Consider the following 18,320-nt stretch of genomic DNA (forward strand, 5'->3'; position numbering starts at 1 on the left):
TCAATGAAACCCCTTCCCCTTCTCATCGCCCTGTGCGGTCTCGCTCTCGTGGGCGGCATCATCCTCGTTCAGACTCGGCCTACCCCACCCGAGCAAGCTATGGATTCCGCGCCCCAGGCGCCTTTGCCGTCCAACTTTGAGGAACTTGATGAGCCTCTTCCTCCCATTCCCCGCCCTCCTCTTCTGGAAGAAGACCTCGTCCCCGATCCCCAGCTGGTGGCACTGGTGGAGGAACACTTGGGAATGAGCTTCACCGAGTCGCCGGTCTTTGAGCCAGTCGATGCCGAAACCATCATCAAAGTCGTCAGTGAGGGCGTAACCGCGACTCTCAGTTCGGAAGGGAAAGACACGCTGAATACCATTTGCCAACGTATCGGCGCATTGCCCTCCTTTCAACCTCTCGACCAAACCGTCATCACAATTCTAGCTGGCGAGGTGCGTGGAGTCATCACTCCTACGCGTAACCTCATCATGCACGACTTCCAGAGCAGCTCCCCTCCCGAGCAGGCTGCTCTCGTTAATCTTCTCGCCCAGCGTTTGCTTTCCCAGCGCTTTCCAGCACCCGCCTCCTCCGCAAGCGTTGATCAAATTCTAGCCCGGCACTTCGCGGTCCAAACTCTCGCTCTTTCAGTGGAAAAGGAATTTCGGAAAACGTTGCCCGCCTACCCTCCGTCTCTCAATGAGAACATTCGCGAAAGCATTCTGTTAGGTCTTCCCGCATTCTTCCACGAACTCTCCACCTTCGGTGAATTCCACCTGTTAGACCAGCTCACCGGCACAAAGGTCGCGGAAGCTTACTCCGCAGTCAGGAGTGAGTCCTCGACCCCGTCGCGCGCCCTCCTGGCCTTTCCCTTCACCCAACCTGTATCCGAGGGTCCCAGCGATCTCGGAGCGATTCCACTGTATCTCCTTCTCCTCGAAGGCTCGGACCCAACCAGCGCCCGAACTCTATCGAAAAACCTCGTGGGCGACGAGGCCAGGCTCGCCGAAGGAGCGCTCACCTGGACTCTCCGCTTCAGTAGCGAGCAGAGCCCGCCCCGCGTCGCTGAAGCCTTGCGCAGCTACTTCTCCCTTCGCGACCCCGAACGCAAGGTGTCCATCGAGGTTCGCGGGGAAGAGATTATTCTCGTCGTCCGCCCCTAGAGGCCCCCGCCGCTCCACAAGAGCTTTTTGCGAAGGGTTTCGTAAAAGGAGTGACCGGGCAAGCGCACCACACGCAGTGGATTCGGAGCCTTGTCCACCACCACGACGCTATCCGGTGCAACCCGTAAGATATCGCGTCCATCCACAGTGAAAAGAATTGGCTCGGGGCTATCTCCACTCGGCGACAACTCGACTACCGAATCATCCCCAATGACCAGAGCCCGCCCGCTCAAGGTGTGGGGGCAAATTGGAGTCATCACCATCACCTCCGCCCGGGGCCCAACCAAAGGTCCTCCTGCAGCCAGTGAATAGGCCGTCGAACCTGTCGGAGTCGCGACAATCAGTCCATCGGCGCGATACTCATTCAAAATCTCCCCATCCACCTTGGCCTCCAGGGAAACCAAACGCCCGGTTTCTCCCCGCATCAGAACCACCTCATTGAGGGCGAGAAACTCGTGCTCTTTGCCACCCTCCTCCCGCATCCGAACCCGCAACATACTGCGCTCGACCTGCAGATGGAGTCCTCCGGTGACCACTTCCGCCAACTGATCCACATCCTCATCCTGACAAGCCGTCAGAAAGCCCAAATGCCCGATATTTACCCCCGCCACCGGAACCGGAGCGCCGCCCATGCGGTGAAGGGTCTCGAGAAAGGTGCCGTCTCCACCGATGGAAATCACCAAATCCGCCCCCTCCCAGAATCTCTTCACCCCAGGTCGTCCGACCACCGCCCCTCCTTCCTCATCGAGGGTGACTGTCCACCCACGCTTCTCAAAGGCAGCGCAAACCCGCCCAAATGCATCCGCCACATCAGGCTTCCGCGGATTCACAAATACCCCTAAATTCATCGAACTTCGATTGTGCCCTAAATTTGTCTTAAAACCACCCCAAGAATTCGACATTTCCGTCTGTTCCCTGAATTGGACTTTCCATCACTCCACGCCACTCGCGGCCAGACTCTTCCACCACGAAGTTGCGAATCTTATCAACCGCCTTCTGACGAAGGCTTTCCTCTCTAACAATTCCACCCTTGGACACTTCATCACGGGACAACTCGAACTGCGGTTTGATCAATGCCACAACCTGACCTCCCTCTTTCAAAACCGAAAACACCGCCGGCAACACCTTGGTCATCGAGATAAATGAGAGGTCCAGAACCGCGATATCGACCCGCTCCCCGAGATCACTTTCGGTCAGGTAACGAGAGTTGAACTTCTCCTTCACCACGACTCTCGGGTCCGTTCGCAGTTTGTAAACGAGCTGATTGGTACCCACGTCCACCGCATGGACCCGCGACGCCCCACGCTGCAAGAGGCAATCGGTAAAGCCCCCCGTGGAGGAGCCGGTATCGAGACAAACGAAATCTGTCACATCGATTCCAAAATGCTCGAGCGCGCCCTCCAACTTGAGCCCACCCCGACCGACGAACTTGGGTTTCTCCCTGATGCTCAGATCCGCATCAGGGGCGACTTTACTGGACGCCTTGCTCACCCGCTCCGTGCCGAGAAACACTTCTCCGGCCATCACCAGGCGCTTGGCGACCTCCCGCGACTCACACAGCCCACGGGAAACTAACAAACTATCCACTCGTTCTTTCACGCTTCGTTGATGGCATTGATGAGCAGGCGCAAGCGCCCGAAACTGCCGCGACGATGGCGGAAAACCAGCCGGGGCAGACCCAGCAACTCGGGCTCGTCTTCCTCATCGGGCAAAGAACCACACAGCTCCATCGACCCCGACTTCACGATATCGGCAAACTCCAGCTGCAAGCGCGAGAGATACTCTTCGCCCAGATCCTGCCGGAGGCGAATCACCAGCTTGTCTCCCACATACCGGTAGGAATGAAAGACCCGGTAGAAGCCCGTGATCTCCGCCACTGCCACCTCCACATCATCAGTAACTTTAAAAAGGGCGAAATCGTGATCGGAGATCAGCTTCAGACGTTGGAGATGCTCTTGGATAAACTGGTTCCAGAACTTCCAATAAGTTCCTCCCGGCGCATCTAACAATACAATGGGATAGACAGTAGCCTTGCCCGTTTGGATTAAGGTCAAAGCTTCGAAAATCTCGTCCATGGTGCCAAAACCACCGGGACACCCCACCGCGGCATCGACTTCTTTGACGAAAGCCAGTTTGCGGGTGAAAAAGTAATTGTAATCGATGAGCTTCGGGTCACCGGCAATGAACTCATTCGCGCAGGCTTCGAAGGGCAGAGTGATATTTAGACCAAAGGAATCATCCCTGCCCGCACCCTCATTACCCGCCGCCATGATCCCCGGACCTGCTCCGGTCACCGACATGAAGCCCTCCTCCCTCATCCGCCGCGCGAATTGCACCGCAGTCTGGTATTCCGGCTCCTCAGGCTTGGTCCGGGCCGACCCGTAGATGGCAACTTTGCGACAATTGCGATAGGGATGAAAAACTTCCTCGGACACCCTCATCTCTTTCAGAGCACGGTTCATGAGCTTGAAGTTCGACTCGCTCACCCGACCCCTTGCGATGCGAACCGCAGTCGTAATCATCTCGGCTAACAAACAGGGATTGCCGTCATCCTCGATCTCATTGGCCAGGGCCATAATCTTGTCGTCAAGCGTTCGCTCTCCAGTGGTCCCCACGAACGAACAAGACATCGAACGGGTCATTCCCGCCGTAAAGTCTCGTTCAGCAGGAATCTTGCTCGGCTGTACATGCTGTGCCATGGAAAGAACAATGAAGGGCAGGCGAATTTCGGCAAGGGTCTTGTGAGTATTTGCCCAACCACCGCTTCCAAGCTTTCCCTTCATCTAGGGTGGATCTTTCCTCATGCTCGGTCATGTTAGGGACATGAATCTGGCCGCGCTTCCTTCGGTTGAAAAGCTTTCGCAACGACTTGCCCAGCAATCCCAGCTGCCCAAATCCCTCGTCACCGGCTTTATCAAACGCCAGCTCAGCCCTTTTCGAGAAAGACTAATGGCAGGTGAAGAGCTCACGCGCGAAGAAATAGAAAGCGGGATCACGGATGCTTTGGAAACCTTCGAAAGCTCGCGCCTGCAACCCGTCCTGAACGGGACCGGCATCCTGATTCACACCAATCTCGGTCGCGCCCCCCTCGGCCACCGTGCGGCCCAGGCAGTCTACGATGTCGCCACCAACTACTGTAATCTCGAGATTGACCTCACAACCGGCAAACGCGGGAAAAGAGGCGCCTTTCTCGAAGAAGCCCTCGCCATTCTCGTCGATGCCGAAGCCGCAACCGTGGTGAACAATTGCGCGGCCTCCCTCGTCCTCACCCTGCGCGCCCTGATTGCGGAAGGTAAAAACGAAGTCATTGTTTCACGAGGCGAACTCGTGGAAATCGGTGGCGGCTTCCGCATCCCGGACATCCTCGAGACCTCGGGAGCCAAACTTGTCGAAGTAGGTGCCACCAACAAGACCCACCTGCGCGATTACGAACAGGCAATCACGGACAGAACCGCCCTCATCCTGAAGGTTCATCGCTCCAACTTCTTCCTCGGTGGTTTCACCGGCGAACCCGAGCTGGAGGAGCTCTTCGACTTGGCTAAAACCCACCACATTCCCCTCGTGGAAGACTTGGGATCCGGCGCGCTCATGAACACGGACCAACTCGCCCCCATCGAGCACGAACCCCGCCCGCAAGAGCAGCTGGGCAAAGGAATCGAACTCGTGCTTTTTTCGGGAGACAAGCTTCTTGGAGGCCCCCAGGCGGGCATCATTGCAGGCCGCGCGGACTTGGTTGAGAAAATCAAGCGCGAGCCCTTCTATCGCGCGGTCCGCCCCGACAAGATGATTCTTACCGCTCTTCAGGAGGTCGTGATCGACTACCTCACTATCAAGGATGACCCCACCCGCATCGACTTGGTTCCCGTGCTTCAAATGCTCAACGAAAGTCCCGAAGACCTCCGGAGGAAAGCGGCAGATCTGCAGCAACGAATCAGCGAACCCTCGGAGATCGTGGAGACCACGGGCGCTACCGGAGGAGGAACAATGCCAAAGAGCCAATTCCCCTCGGTGGCGGTGCGCACTGCCAAGAAGCCGGACCTGCCGCACCTCTTTACGCGGGTGGAAGATGACCAGCATCACATCGACCCGCGGACTCTCCGGCAACCCGAGCGGGAATAGTTTCCCGCCTCCACTCGTCTGATTTCGAGATGAAGCTTCTCCTCCCCTTTCTATTTTCCACCCTCGTGGCTTGTTCGACTCCCAACCCTCCCACCCCGCCCGAAATTGGGGCTGTCCGTTGGCAAACGGATCATGACAAGGCTCTCGCCGAAGCTTCCAGAACAGGGAAACCCGTCTTTCTCCTCTTTCAAGAAGTCCCGGGATGAGGCCCTTGCAAAGTCTTCGGGTCCGAAGTCCTCAGCCATCCCTTGGTAGTCGAATCCATCGAAACGGATTTCATTCCCCTCCTCGTTCGCAATAACAAGCCCGGCCGAGAGGCTGAACTGTTGGAAAAGTATCACGAGCCCTCCTGGAACTTTCCCGTCGTCCGTTTTCTCAATGGCGAAGGAAGCGACCTCCTGCCCCGGCGCGACAAACTTTTCAAAGTTCCCCAGCTGCTTCCCCGCATGACAGAAGCCCTCGCGCTCTCGAAAAAGACTTCGCAAATTCTGCCCCTGGTCCAACCCGGGACCATTCGCCCCGGTCTCATCGCTCTGTCACAACATTGTTTCTGGACGGGCGAATTGGAAATTGGAGGCATCGAGGGAGTCGTAGAGACCGAAGCCGGATGGCTCAAGGGCTCGGAGGTGACCTTGGTCTATTTCGATAAAGACAAAATCACGGAAGAGAGTTTGGTAAAAATGGCCAAGGAAGATTCGTGTGCGGATGAAGTCTTTCGAGGTGCCGCTCTAAAAGGCTATCGCCCGGCGAAAGAAGCGGATCAGAAGCGACAGCTGCAAGGGACCGCTTTCGCCAAGTTGACTGACTTGACGGCCTATCAAAAGACGAAGCTCAACGCCTTTGCTCGCAGCGAGCCCGAGAAGGCGAAGCGCTATCTGACGCCCAGACAGCGGGAGAAGCTTTGAACGGTGCCGTGTTACCGAAGAAACTCTCCCGCGAGTTTCCAAGCGAGGCATCCTTCTACCAGAGACCGAGCTTTCCAGTCGCGACCGCATACCAGCCCATCAGGAAGTTCGCGACGCCGTGCATCACGATGCAAGCTCCCAAACTCTTGGTCCAAATCGCGACCAGATACATCGTGGTCCCAAACGCGATGGCTCCAGCGTAATCGATGGGAGCATGCGCGACCATAAAGGCCAAGGTGGTCACCCCATAGGTCAACCAGCTCGGCTTGCCGAAAGGCACTTTCCAATAATGCCCCTCGGGTTTGAGCAACCAGCGCATCAGGAAGCCACGCCAGAAAATCTCCTCCACCAGCGACACCACCACCACCGCACGGAAGAAGCGCAAAGTCAGCGAAGTCCAATCCGCAGCGGAATCGAAAGCGAGTGGATTGGCACCGAACATTCGGGCATCGAATCCATCCAGTCTCTCCTGCACCCCCAGCTTCTTCATCCATCCCGGAACTTCCGAGTCCGAGGCAAACCCCATCCACTCGTAGGTCTGAGTGGGCAGCAGCCAAAAGCCAATACCAACCGCCCCCATCACCGCGCCAATCGCGATTCCTTTGATCGACCAATTGAAGTCGTAGTGTTTCCACCAAAAGATCAAGAGACCCAGGCAAAGCAAAGTCTGGGCAGGATAGATCCACTGGTCGGGATCACGGCGCCACCAGGACAGGTCGGAATGGTCGCGGAAAAAATCGTCGAACATCCCGACGACAAATCCCATGCCACCCATAAAGATCAGAAAGGCCATCAAGGGCACCACGTGCGCGAGATTCTTATCCTCTCTGATCTTCTTGAAATCCATTCCGACAGGGTCTCCTAAAGTCGTCCTACGAAGGCTTCCATCTTATCCATCGCCAATTCCAGTTGGTCAAAGGCGGTGGCATAGCAGCAACGGAGGAAACCTTCCCCTCCTTCGCCAAAGGCATTGCCAGGGACGGCGGCGACGTTCTCTTCCTCCAGAAGCTTCATCGCAAAGTCCTTACTGCTGAGGCCAAACTTGGTGATATCGGGAAAGACATAGAAGGCTCCCCCGGGCGAGTGACACTCCAGCCCCATTTCATTGAGACGGCGAACCATAAAGTCGCGGCGGCGTTTGTAGTCCAGACGCATCTTTTCTACGACTTCCATAGTAGCTGGATTTTCCAACGCTTCCAGCGCGGCAGCCTGACTGGTGATGGGCGCGCAGAGCATGGAATACTGGTGAATCTTCATCATGGCCTCGGTCAACGGCGCAGGCGCACAGGAGTAACCGAGACGGAATCCAGTCATCGCAAAGGCCTTGGAAAAACCATGCAACAGAATCGTCCGCTCGCGCATGCCGGGTAGGCTGGCGATGCTGACGTGCTTCTCGTCGTCGTAGCGAAGCTCGGAATAAATCTCGTCGGTCAAGACAATGAGGTCATGCTCGATGGCCACCTTCGCAATGCCTTCCAACTGCTCGCGAGAGCAGACCGCACCGGTCGGGTTGGTGGGAAAGTTCAGCATCAGCACCCGCGAGCGATCGGTTACCGCCGCCTTCACCGCTTCGGGAGTTAGCGCAAATCCGTCTTCCTTGCGGGTGGTTACCTCCACCGCCTTGCCATGCGCCATCACCACGCTGGGCGAGTAAGAGACATAACAAGGAGCATGATAAATCACTTCGTCCCCGGGATTGAGCAAAGCACGCAAGGCCAAGTCGAGAGCCTCACTCACCCCCACGGTGATCAGCACCTCACTCGCCGCGTCGTAGTCGACGTCGAAGAAGTTGGAGCAATACTTGGAGATCGCCTTGCGCAGACTCAGCAAACCGAGATTGGAGGTGTAGCTGGTCTGGCCTTTTTCCAAAGAATAGATAGCGGCCTCGCGAATATTCCAAGGGGTCGGGAAGTCGGGCTCCCCCACTCCCAGGGAGATGACATCGTCGCGCCCGATCACGAGCTCGAAGAAATCACGGATACCCGAGCGCGGGACCTTGCCAACTTGGTCGGAAATTTTTTCAGCGTAATTCATGGTGTTACGGGCAGGCGTTCCCCTTCGGTCTCGCTGGTAAACAGAAAGCCGTTTTCTTTGTAAGTTTTCAATCGGAAGTGGGTCGCGGTCGAGAGAACCCCTTCCATCGAGCTGAGCTTTTCGCTGACGAAGCGAGCCACCGACATCAGGTCGGCACCGCTCACCAGCACCATGAGATCATATCCCCCACTGGCCAAATAGCAGCTTTCCACCTGTTCGAACTTGGCAATACGGCTGGCCAAGCGGTCGAAACCACCACCGCGCTCGGGGGTCAGCTTCACTTCGATGAAGGCAGAGACTCCTGCATCAGCCGCTTTTTCGGTATTCACGACTGCCTGGTAGCCCAGAATGAGACCATCCGCCTCCCATGCCGCCACCTTGGCGCGCACATCGGATTCGGAGATAGAAAACCTTTCCGCCAGGGTCGCCAATGATTGACGGCCCTCGCGCCTCAATACTTCCAGCATCGGGTCAAGCGACATGGCTGGCAAATAGACCGCCTCAACCGACAAGTCGAGCCCCAACAATGGCTTGCGATTTAGATAACCCGGCGAAAAAGCCTAGCCGTGGCGACCTTGTGCCGTAGTCCACTTGCCACGCTGCACGGGCTCTCCGAAAACCAAGCCTTCTTTCTCTCCGGCTTCGCGCACGGCCGGCCACTGGGCATTGAGAATTCCGGAAACAATCAAGGTCCCCTCCGCTTGCAGCCACTTGGCAATCCGGGGCATGGCCGCGATAAGCACATCGGAAAAAAGATTGGCAATGAGCACCTCGGCCTGACGGGCGGGCTCCCACTCGAAGACATCCCCCACCTCGACCTTGACGCTCTCATCCTCCAGTGAGAGACCATTGCGTTCACAATTTCGGCGCGCGACAAGGATGGCGGCTTCGTCGTAATCGACCGCATCAATCGCAAGCGCCCCCAGATGTCTCGCGGCGATGGCAAGTAGTCCGGAACCTGTCCCGAGATCGAGAAAGTTCCAGTCCGTGCCTTTCCGGCGATGGGCCTCATCCACCAGAAGTCGCAGACAATTGGCGGTAGTCGGATGGTCGCCGGTACCAAAGGCCATTTCGGGCGGCACGGAGATGACCAATCGGTCGGAAAAGTCTTTGCGAAGCTGATCCAGTTTAGGTCCATCGCCTTCCATGGTCACCACGATTTCACTACGGATCTTCAGGGGCGGCTTCACCACCGCGGACTTGGCCACCCAATTCTCTTGAGCAATTTTGCGGACCGAACCTCCCCAGTATTCACGCAGCTTTTCAGCCTCTTCCTGGGTCTCGTTGTAAACCTCCACGCGCAAATTGGCCCCGCCCTTCATCAAGGTAATGACCGCATTCTGATTTCCATAGAAGCGTTCTTCCCAAGCATCCATCCACTTGACCGACGATAGCTTTGACCAAACCCAAATCATTCCCTCACCCTAACCTTAGGAAAGAGTCAGGACGAATTCAAAATTCACTCTCTTCGTTTAAAGAAGAGGTCGGATCTGGTCCGCGGCGAAATACCGTTCCACCTTCCCGCCATTCCTCACCAACAATTCTCCGCCGTCCCCGATTCCTTGGCAAAAGCCTTCCCGTCTGTCTTGGCCAACCAGGAACTCGATCTTCTTTCCCTCCAGAGCACAGCGCTCCCGCAGCATCTCGACCAAATAGGGGAAGTCGGTTGCGATCAAACGCGCGTAGTTCACGAAAGCCGCTTCAACCCCGAGCAAGTATGTCTCTCTTGCCAGTTCGCCCGCCCCCTCGGTTTCCAGCGAAGTCGCCACCTCCCTTAGCTCCTGGGGTAAGTCTGCCTGTCCCACATTGAAACCAATCCCGACCACGGCGAAATCCTTCTCCGCCTCCATCAGAATGCCGCAAACTTTTCGCCCCCCAATAAGGACATCATTGGGCCACTTGACCTCAGGAAAGAGACCCGCAGCCTCGATAGCCTTTGCCACCGCCAGTCCAGCCACCAAAGACAAACGGGGCCAAAGGGCACGCTCAAACTGAGGCCTCAATAGCATGGAAAAAGCCAAACCCTTGCCCTCGCCACAGAACCAGGAAGCTCCCCTCCTTCCCCGCCCGGCAAGCTGCCGCTCGGCTACGATGACAGAGCCGTCAATCGCTCCAGACTGCCCCAAACGCAGAGCCTCTTCGTTGGTCGAGCCGATTTCTTCAAAGTAGTGAAGCCTCTCCCCCAACTGCCCGCGCAGCACTGCCAAGTCGTAGGACATGACCGCTACTTCTCCTCGACGAAGTCCAAGCCCAGATCAAGCCCAACTGCGGAATGAGTAACCGCCCCCACTGAAATGTAGTCGACTCCAGTCTCGGCAATTCCCCGCACGGTGGTGAGATTGACACCTCCACTGGCTTCCAGCGAAGGACTGGCCCCTTTCCGCATTTGCACGGCCTCTCTCAACTCCCCCAGGGTCATATTATCTAGCAAAATGTAATCAACTCCGGTGAGTGAGAGAAAGTCCTTCACCTGCTCCAGGTGGTCCGCTTCCAACTCAACCCCGACGCCCGGATGGTCCTTCTTGAGAGCCACAATCGCCTGCTGGAGATATTCCAGCTTCCCTTCCGCCACGAGGTGATTGTCCTTCACCATCGCCCGGTCATACAGCCCCATCCGATGATTCGTTCCTCCGCCCGCCAGCACCGCGGCTTTTTCCAACAAACGCCAGCCCGGGGTAGTCTTTCGCGTATCCAGGATGCGGGCATCGGTCCCGCTCACCGCCTTCACAAATCGGCTCGTCAACGTGGCCACCCCACTCAAGCGCTGCAGAAAATTGAGCGCGGTTCGTTCTGCGGTCAAGATTGCACGGGAAGGACCGGAGACCTCAATCACGAGCGCCCCATGGGAGACCTTCGAACCATCCTCCAGCATCACCCGAACCTCAATCTCGTCGCTCACGCGGCGAAAGACCTCGGCCGCCACTTCCGTGCCAGCCAAAACCCCATCTTCGCGCGCATTGATATAGGCCCGGGATCGCCGATCGGCGGGCACGAAATAGGTCGAAGTGACATCACCCGGGCCGATGTCTTCGGCGAGAGCAAGATCGATCAATTGAGAAACGGCAGCGTCCATGCCCCTTCATTTGAGCGGAAGGAAGGGAAAGCTCCAAGCCCGAATCCCTCTCGAATGCTCATAAGTTAATCAGCGAGGATCTCCTCAACCCATTCCCCCACCTTCACGCTCGCGGGTCCCTCGCGGACTTCGTCGAAATTTCCCGAGTTATCGGTCCGGACCAGATTCAATTCCAAAGTTCTCGCTCCGGACAATCGGGCAAGGTTCACGAAATTTCCCGCAGGATAAACCGCCCCTGAAGTCCCGATCGCCACAAACAGATCACAATCCGAGAGCACTCCATCTATCTTTTCCAAAAAATAAGGCATTTCCCCGAACCAGACGATATCAGGCCTCATCCCGCCTGTTTGCTCGCACTCGCTACAACGGTCGTCTTGGCTCAAATCCTCGCTGCAATCCGAAACCGCCCCACACCACTCACAACGCTTCTTCAACAACTGCCCATGCATATGCCAAACCGAAGGACAGCCTCCCCGCTCGTGCAAATCATCCACATTCTGAGTCACGATCGTAACCTCGTGAAGGGACGAGGCCATCAATGCCCCCAAAGCCCGATGGGCCGCGTTTGGCGCGACCTCGGCCAGATCGCGTCTTCGCTGGTTGTAGAATTGATGAACCAAAGATGCATTGCGACCAAAGGCCTCGGGAGTCGCCACGTCCTCCACGCGATGCCCTTCCCATAGTCCACCATCATCACGAAAAGTCTTCAACCCGGACTCCGCTGAAATACCGGCACCAGTCAGAATCACAATCTTGGCCATCCGCCTTTGATATCACTGGAATTTGACTTGGCAAGAACCACGCCGATTCTTCCATTCCCAGCTACAATTCAACCTTGAACGGAGTGCGCTCCTCACCTACCACCTGCCCGCACCATGTCCGAAACTCATTCCATCGCTGACCTCCTGGCGTTTGACATCGACTCCCTCACGGAGCGCTTGTCGGAACTCAGGAGGTATCTTTGACATCCCAACTTTACAAGACCAGCTCGCCAATCTCGAACAGCGAATGGCAGAGCCCGAGTTCTGGGACAATCAGGCCGAAGCCCAAAGCACCATCACGGAAAAGAACGGCGTAGCCGGCAAGGTCGAGCCCTTCCTCAAACTCGAATCCCGCTTGGAAGACTTGGCCGCATCCATCGAATTGGCCAAGGAGTTTGAAGACCTTGATTCCGCGAGAGAAGCAGCTGACGAATTCATCGCGATCGGCAAGGGACTGGACTCTTTTGAACTCATCACCCTTCTCGATCAACCCGCCGATCCTAATAATGCTTACCTGAACATTCAGGCAGGCGCTGGTGGAACCGAAGCCTGCGACTGGGCCTCCATGCTCCTGCGAATGTATACCCGCTGGGCGGAGGACAAGGGCTTCAAGGTAACGACTCTGGACTACCAGGAAGGTGATGGAGCCGGCATCTCGGGCGTCTCTCTTCTGATTGAAGGTCAATATGCTTATGGCTACTTGAAGCAAGAGCGCGGCGTGCATCGGCTCGTCCGCATTTCCCCCTTCGACGCCGCAGGCAAACGCCACACCTCCTTCGCCGCCGTTGACGTCACCCCCGAGGTGGACATGACGATCGAGATTGATATTCCGGATTCCGATGTTGAAATTTCGACCGCGCGCTCCGGCGGCAAAGGAGGTCAAAATGTGAACAAGGTGGAGACCGCAGTGATTCTAAAACACCTGCCCACCGGCATCATGATCCGCTCCACTCAAGAGCGCTCCCAGCTACGCAACCGCGAGCTGGCCTGGCAAATCCTCAAGGCCAAGCTCTACCAAATCGAAGAAGAGAAACAAATGGCCGAGGCCGACCGGACTTACTCCGAAAAAGGCGAAATCGGATGGGGGAGCCAAATCCGCTCCTATGTCTTCCAACCCTATCAAATGGTCAAAGACCTGCGCACTGGATATGAGACTGGCAATATCCAATCCGTCATGGATGGCGACCTCAACGGCTTCATCGAAGCCATGCTCAGACACCAGAGTTAGACCAATAATACCTCTCCACAGTTTCCTTTTTTTGCACTAGTCTCCCCTATCCACTCATGACCTACGACGAGCTCAACGCCCTCTATCAGCTTCCTCTTTTCGAACTTCTCAAGAAATCCCGTGAAGTTCACGAAGCCAACTGGCCCGAAAACGAAGTTCAGCTTTGCACCCTGCTTTCCATTAAGACAGGTGGTTGTTCGGAAGACTGCTCCTACTGCGCGCAATCAGCTCGCTACAAATCCGGAGTCGATGCCGATCGGCTGATGGAATGTGATGATGTGATGGCCAGAGCCCGTGCTGCCCGAGAGAGTGGCTCTACCCGCTTCTGTATGGGAGCGGCTTGGCGCGGAGTTCGCAGTGGCACCAAGCGCTTCGAGCAAGTGCTCGACATCGTGCGCAACGTTTCCGAACTGGGCATGGAGGTTTGCGTCACGCTCGGCCAACTTGGCCCTGAGGAAGCGGCCGCCTTGAAGGAAGCCGGAGTCACCGCCTACAATCACAACATCGACACTTCTCCAGAGCACTACCCGGAGATTGTCACCACGCACACCTTTGACGACCGCCTTCAAACCATCCGCAACGTGCAGGATGCCGGCATGTCAGTCTGCTGCGGAGGAATCCTGGGCTTGGGAGAAACCACCGAAGACCGCTTGAAGATGATTGAAGTCATCTCGTCCTTCAATCCTCCCCCCGAATCCATCCCCATCAACAAGTTGATGCCCATGCCCGGCACTCCAATGGCGGAAAATCAAGGGGTGGACGTCTTTGAACTCGTCCGCATTATCGCAGTTACCCGCATCGCGGTCCCAGCAGGCAAGGTCCGTCTTTCCGCCGGCCGCACTCATCTTTCCGAGGAAGCTCAAGCCCTCTGCTTCTTCGCCGGGGCCAATTCGATCTTCTACGGCGACAAGCTTCTCACCGCCGCCAACCCGGCAGTGGAAAAGGACCTGAACCTGATATCCAAGCTCGGTCTTTCCACCCAACAGCCGAATCGGGACCGGCCCGCGCCCTCCGCGAAAGAGGATGCCCCCCTCCAGCCAGCGCTCGCACCCGCGTCCCAGTAGCTCATTCCTCACCCGACGATGAAGTCCCTGCATGTCTCCGTGCCCGATCAACGGGTTCGGCTATTCAATGACGGACAGATGATTCTGGAGCTTCCAGTGTCTACCTCCAGGTTTGGATTGGGCACCGAGGAAGGCTCCAATCGCACCCCCCTGGGCAGCTTTCGCATTTGTGAAAAATACGGAGCCCGCGCTCCGGAAGGAACAATCTTCAAAGGTCGAAAGCCAATCGGCTACTGGTCAGCGGATGAGGAATCCGAAGAAGACCTGGTCCTCACCCGCATCTTCCGTCTGGAGAGCGACGACCCCGAGACCAGCAATACCTATCAGCGATACATCTACTTCCATGGCACCAATCAGGAGCAGAAGATTGGCTCCCCCGCTTCCCACGGTTGCATTAGGCTCAGCAATCGTGCCATCGCAGACCTCTATCCTCTCGTGCCGGTAGGCACCCCTGTTTATATCTCGAACAATCCATTCTCATGAACAAACTTCTCTTTCTCGATTGTGACTCAACCCTTTGCGCAATCGAAGGCGTCGACGAACTCGCAGCCCTCCGCGGCCCCCAGGCTGAAAACGAGGTCATCAAATTGACAAATCAGGCAATGGACGGAACCGTTCCAATCGACGAAGTTTTCGGGAGGCGCTTGGATCTCATTTTACCCAGCCGGGAGATGTGCAAACAGGTGGGAGAACTATATATCAAAAGACTTTCCCCTGGTGTAGTTAACGCATTGACCCTCCTAAGAGAACGAGGATGGGAGCCTATTATCATTTCGGGAGGTTTTACCCCTGTCATTGAGCCTGTAGCTGACCTATTGAACATCTCAAAGATTTATGCGGTCGACCTCTATTTCAATGAAGACGGCAGCTACCGCGGATTCAACGCGGAAGCGCCTACTGCCCGCAACGGTGGCAAACCAGATATCATCCGGGACCTCGTCAGCGATATCACCCCCTCTCAAACTGTCATGTTGGGAGATGGCATTTCAGATTTAGAAACAAATAGTGTGGTAGATTTGTTTATTGGATATGGTGGAGTAATCAGCAGGGAAGCTGTCAAAAAGCAAGCAACTGCCTTTATTAAGTCGTTCGATGAGCTTCCATCCACCATCGAAAACTATCTTTCGGAGACCCCGTCAAGTTGCGAATAGATAATTTCTCCTTGCACTATAGTCAAATCGGCCGTTTACTTCCCGCCCCACATGGCAAAGAAGAAAACAACTAAAGGAAAGCGTTACACCGCAGAAGAAAAGCAGGAAGTCATCGACTATGTTGCTTCTGTAGACGCAGAGAAGGGTCGCGGAGGCGTTGCCGCCGCTGCTCGTAAATTCGGAATTACTCCACTAACCATTACAGCTTGGAAAAAGCGTGCTGGCGGCTCTTCAGCCCCCTCCGCTGCCAAAGGCGGTTCTCGTGGAGCTACTGCTCAATCACGTGTTCTGCACCGTCTTGGCGAAATCCTCGACGAGATTGAAGCTGGCAAAGCGAAGATTGCTGCTCTTGAAAAGGAGTACGCGAAGCTAAAGAAGAAGGTTTAATCCCCTTCCAACAAAGCAACACTATTTGAGAACAGGCAGTCCAGAATTGGTCTGCCTGTTTTCACGTCTAGCGATCAGCTTAGCGCTCCAGGCTCCACCGCAGAAGAGCCTCAGACTCCTTGTAGAGCGTGGATTCGTTGCTTGCTCCCAAGACGACGACTATCGTCAAGCGGCCGTCCAATTCACCGCTGGAGACCAAACAGCGTCCAGAAGCATTGGTTGTTCCAGTCTTCATTCCGGTGCAGTAAGAGACTTTACTCAGTAACTGATTAGTATTCGTCAAGGTCTTGCTGTCACCGCTCGGGCGAGTAAAAGTATAACTCTTCGTCCGCACGAAATCGCGTAAAACCGATGACTGATATGCCTCCCGCGCAAGAATTCCGATGTCTCTGGCGGAGGAATACTGCCCTTCCTCGGTCAATCCGTGTGGATTCATAAAGAACGAGTTACGCATCCCAAGGGATACCGCCTTGGTGTTCATTCGGGAGACAAACGCCGCCTCACTCCCCGCCACGTCACGCGCGAGAGCCTTGGCGACATCATTGCCGCTCTTGACCATCAGGGCCTTGACGAGAGCGGCACGGGTGTAGGTCTCGTTGGGGCGAATGTAGACCTTGGAGGGCTCCACCTGGGTATCTGACAGCTCGACCGTCACCGGATCGCTGAGGGGCCCGCTCTCCAGCGTCACCAGAGCGGTCAGAAGCTTCTGAGTGGAAGCAACCGCGCGCCGCTCGTCGGGATTCTTTGCTGCCAAAATTCGGCCCGTCACCCCGTCCATGACCAATGCCGCCTTGGCAGTAATGGGAGGAACCGGCTTGGAAGGCAAAAGATTGACCGGAGGGTCGACCGCCGGAGCTAGCACGGGCGCGGGTGAAGGAGATATTTGTCCTTGTCGGACTTGCGGAGGATAGCTTGCAGGCACGGGGGCACATGCATTCAGTCCCATTAAACCAACCAATCCCAATATTGCTATCTGCCTCTGCATCGCCGCGGAACCTCTCATTACCTGACTCTGACGGAAAGCGCGAAAAGAGTCTTCAATCGATTTGCGCCCTAGTCGGACTCCCCACCTGCCTCCGAAAGACTCTCTAAATACGCCTTGGCCGCCCGGGGGTGAATCTGATCTTTGATTGGGTAAAAAGGCGACTCCGAGGGATAAAGACTCATCAAAGGTCGACCCTCACGTGAACTGTTCCAGTAATGTGGAAGTATGGTGTGATCAACGGTATCCCCCTCGCCCCCGTTGTAAAACTCGAACAGACAAGCGTAGGCCACCTCATTTTCACGAAACCAGTCGATAGCTCCGGCAATGAAATAGGGATTATCATCACCTCCGTAACCGATGGACTTCAGCTTGGTTCCATCTTCGGAATTTCGCTGGAGGACAAAATTTGCCCACGGCCCCCACTCGCTAACCGCCAGTGGCAGCCTCTTGCTATCGGCAAATTCCTTGAAAAAACGCAGCCCGTAGGTTCGGGACTCCCCTTCTTTTGCAAGGTGTCCCCGCCCTTCGAATACTTTTTTCTGAAGAGCCAGAAAGGCCCTCTTTTGCTTCTCAGGATGCAGATTCCAATAACTGACCATCGATTCACGCTCAATTTCGATATCTTCATCCGACCGATAGTAGCACTCTCCATCGGCATCATAGAGGTCGACACTCATGAACTCCGCCAAAATTTTATCCTTCTGATCAGCAGGGTCGGCAAAGTTGAGGTCCGGATATTCAGGAAAGGCCTTGCTCGGATCAAAGTGGTCAAAACCCAAAGTGCAATTCCACACCCAGGTGAACCTTGGATTGACCTCCTCCATCGTCAGGTAGACAAATTTCCAGCAGTCCTTGAACTCCTCTGCGGTGCCTGCGTTTGAGCCCTCGGGCTCAATCCCCCACGGGAACCAGTCTCCGGTTAATTCCCACCCCAAGCGCAATCGCGCATCCGCCAATCCCGCCTCGACCAAAGCCTTGGCCAAGGCTCGAAAGGCTTGCTTGGCCTCGGTGTGATGACGATTTGCCTCCTCGCCCATCTGCCACCGGTCCTCCACTAGAGAGGCTCCCCGCAAATCTCCTTCCGTCCCCTCCATTCGATTTGGAAAAAGAGGAATCGCCATCTCAACCACATAGTCGGAGAGCGAGCCCCGCGGCCCTCCCACATACTCCTCCTCCCCCTCGCTACTTTCCAAGACCCCATTCCCGTCAAAAGCATTGCCCCACCGCTTCAGCTGCTGGGCAATGGCTCCCTTGGGCTCTTCGTCTTTCCATGAAAGAGCCTCTCGATACACCGACCATGTCTCTGCGGAAAGGTTGTCTCCGATCACCCCCGCCTGTTGGTCGGTGAACTTTTCCCACTCTACCAGAACCGCAAAGTTCGATGGATTCACGTTGGGCCCATGCAAGGGATCAGCAACAGCAGGAACCAAGCTGGCCACCCAACCAAGCGCTAGTAGAGCTCGCTTCATA

Annotated in this window: 20 protein-coding genes; 8 read left to right on the forward strand and 12 right to left on the reverse strand. The window is 55.9% G+C overall.

The window, feature by feature from the left end:
• The first annotated feature begins 3 nt into the window (after positions 1–3).
• Positions 4–1,143 (forward strand): hypothetical protein, encoded by a 1,140-nt coding sequence (locus IE099_RS19150; protein ID WP_189573889.1) that lies wholly within the window; start codon positions 4–6, stop codon positions 1,141–1,143.
• Here the strand turns inward: IE099_RS19150 and IE099_RS19155 are convergent.
• From IE099_RS19155 to IE099_RS19165, 3 genes are read right to left on the reverse strand one after another with little or no spacing between them, the layout of a single operon-like run.
• Positions 1,140–1,991, reverse strand: a complete 852-nt coding sequence (locus tag IE099_RS19155; RefSeq protein ID WP_189573892.1) for an NAD(+)/NADH kinase — start codon at positions 1,989–1,991, stop codon at positions 1,140–1,142. The two genes, IE099_RS19150 and IE099_RS19155, sit on opposite strands and share 4 nt — an antisense overlap.
• Before the next feature lie 28 nt (positions 1,992–2,019).
• Entirely contained in the window at positions 2,020–2,742 is a 723-nt protein-coding gene (locus tag IE099_RS19160) for a TlyA family RNA methyltransferase (protein ID WP_189573895.1), read from the reverse strand.
• The gene (locus IE099_RS19165) at positions 2,739–3,926 is read right to left on the reverse strand and encodes an LOG family protein (RefSeq protein ID WP_229809599.1); all 1,188 of its coding nucleotides are present in this window, start codon (positions 3,924–3,926) and stop codon (positions 2,739–2,741) included. Before IE099_RS19165 ends, IE099_RS19160 begins: the two co-directional genes overlap by 4 nt.
• A gap of 19 nt (positions 3,927–3,945) precedes the next feature.
• Between IE099_RS19165 and selA the strand changes: the two genes are divergently transcribed.
• Positions 3,946–5,262, forward strand: coding sequence for an L-seryl-tRNA(Sec) selenium transferase (gene selA, locus IE099_RS19170; RefSeq protein ID WP_229809600.1), 1,317 nt, complete (start codon positions 3,946–3,948; stop codon positions 5,260–5,262).
• A 29-nt stretch (positions 5,263–5,291) separates the two neighbouring features.
• Positions 5,292–6,167 (forward strand): VPGUxxT family thioredoxin-like (seleno)protein, type 2, encoded by an 876-nt coding sequence (locus IE099_RS19180; protein WP_267462209.1) that lies wholly within the window; start codon positions 5,292–5,294, stop codon positions 6,165–6,167.
• A 55-nt stretch (positions 6,168–6,222) separates the two neighbouring features.
• Here the strand turns inward: IE099_RS19180 and IE099_RS19185 are convergent, their stop codons facing one another.
• The 7 genes from IE099_RS19185 to IE099_RS19215 all read right to left on the reverse strand — a co-directional run bounded on the left by IE099_RS19185 (position 6,223) and on the right by IE099_RS19215 (position 12,035).
• Positions 6,223–7,014: a CAAX prenyl protease-related protein gene (locus IE099_RS19185; RefSeq protein WP_189573908.1), complete on the reverse strand. Its 792-nt coding sequence runs from the start codon at positions 7,012–7,014 to the stop codon at positions 6,223–6,225.
• Positions 7,015–7,028: 14 nt separating this feature from the next.
• Positions 7,029–8,201, reverse strand: coding sequence for an aminotransferase class I/II-fold pyridoxal phosphate-dependent enzyme (locus IE099_RS19190; RefSeq protein ID WP_189573911.1), 1,173 nt, complete (start codon positions 8,199–8,201; stop codon positions 7,029–7,031).
• Positions 8,198–8,683 carry an Lrp/AsnC family transcriptional regulator gene (locus IE099_RS19195; protein WP_189573915.1) on the reverse strand — a complete coding sequence of 162 codons (486 nt, stop codon included), beginning with the start codon at positions 8,681–8,683 and terminating at the stop codon, positions 8,198–8,200. The genes IE099_RS19190 and IE099_RS19195 overlap by 4 nt, the downstream gene beginning before the upstream one ends.
• 78 nt (positions 8,684–8,761) lie before the next feature.
• Positions 8,762–9,616, reverse strand: coding sequence for a 50S ribosomal protein L11 methyltransferase (locus tag IE099_RS19200; protein ID WP_229809601.1), 855 nt, complete (start codon positions 9,614–9,616; stop codon positions 8,762–8,764).
• Positions 9,617–9,673: 57 nt separating this feature from the next.
• Positions 9,674–10,420, reverse strand: coding sequence for a biotin--[acetyl-CoA-carboxylase] ligase (locus tag IE099_RS19205; protein WP_189573918.1), 747 nt, complete (start codon positions 10,418–10,420; stop codon positions 9,674–9,676).
• Positions 10,421–10,425: 5 nt separating this feature from the next.
• A complete protein-coding gene (gene nadC, locus IE099_RS19210) occupies positions 10,426–11,274 on the reverse strand; it encodes a carboxylating nicotinate-nucleotide diphosphorylase (protein WP_189573921.1) in 849 nt (282 codons plus the stop codon).
• A 65-nt stretch (positions 11,275–11,339) separates the two neighbouring features.
• Positions 11,340–12,035 carry an NAD-dependent deacylase gene (locus tag IE099_RS19215; protein ID WP_189573924.1) on the reverse strand — a complete coding sequence of 232 codons (696 nt, stop codon included), beginning with the start codon at positions 12,033–12,035 and terminating at the stop codon, positions 11,340–11,342.
• A gap of 114 nt (positions 12,036–12,149) precedes the next feature.
• Between IE099_RS19215 and prfB the strand changes: the two genes are divergently transcribed.
• The 5 genes from prfB (at position 12,150) to IE099_RS19240 (ending at position 15,865) form a co-directional block, all read left to right on the forward strand.
• Positions 12,150–13,263, forward strand: a protein-coding gene (prfB, locus tag IE099_RS19220; protein WP_345778133.1) for a peptide chain release factor 2 whose coding sequence is annotated in 2 segments (ribosomal slippage) — positions 12,150–12,236 and positions 12,238–13,263 — 1,113 coding nt in all. Because the reading frame shifts where the segments join, the coding sequence is not laid out codon by codon here.
• Positions 13,264–13,319: 56 nt separating this feature from the next.
• Positions 13,320–14,327 (forward strand): biotin synthase BioB, encoded by a 1,008-nt coding sequence (gene bioB, locus IE099_RS19225; RefSeq protein WP_189573927.1) that lies wholly within the window; start codon positions 13,320–13,322, stop codon positions 14,325–14,327.
• An 18-nt stretch (positions 14,328–14,345) separates the two neighbouring features.
• Positions 14,346–14,810 carry a L,D-transpeptidase gene (locus tag IE099_RS19230; protein ID WP_189573930.1) on the forward strand — a complete coding sequence of 155 codons (465 nt, stop codon included), beginning with the start codon at positions 14,346–14,348 and terminating at the stop codon, positions 14,808–14,810.
• Positions 14,807–15,478: an HAD-IB family phosphatase gene (locus tag IE099_RS19235; RefSeq protein ID WP_189573932.1), complete on the forward strand. Its 672-nt coding sequence runs from the start codon at positions 14,807–14,809 to the stop codon at positions 15,476–15,478. Before IE099_RS19230 ends, IE099_RS19235 begins: the two co-directional genes overlap by 4 nt.
• Positions 15,479–15,529: 51 nt before the next feature.
• Positions 15,530–15,865, forward strand: a complete 336-nt coding sequence (locus tag IE099_RS19240) for a transposase (protein ID WP_189573935.1) — start codon at positions 15,530–15,532, stop codon at positions 15,863–15,865.
• Between the two features lie 79 nt (positions 15,866–15,944).
• Here IE099_RS19240 and IE099_RS19245 read toward each other — a convergent pair whose 3' ends face one another.
• Together IE099_RS19245 and IE099_RS19250 are read right to left on the reverse strand one after the other, a co-directional pair.
• A complete protein-coding gene (locus IE099_RS19245) occupies positions 15,945–16,727 on the reverse strand; it encodes a D-alanyl-D-alanine carboxypeptidase family protein (protein ID WP_189573938.1) in 783 nt (260 codons plus the stop codon).
• A gap of 191 nt (positions 16,728–16,918) precedes the next feature.
• Positions 16,919–18,319, reverse strand: a complete 1,401-nt coding sequence (locus IE099_RS19250) for a glycoside hydrolase family 26 protein (protein ID WP_189573941.1) — start codon at positions 18,317–18,319, stop codon at positions 16,919–16,921.
• Position 18,320 lies beyond the last annotated feature (1 nt).

The sequence above is a fragment of the Roseibacillus persicicus genome, assembly GCF_014651675.1.
Classification (GTDB): domain Bacteria; phylum Verrucomicrobiota; class Verrucomicrobiia; order Verrucomicrobiales; family Akkermansiaceae; genus Roseibacillus; species Roseibacillus persicicus.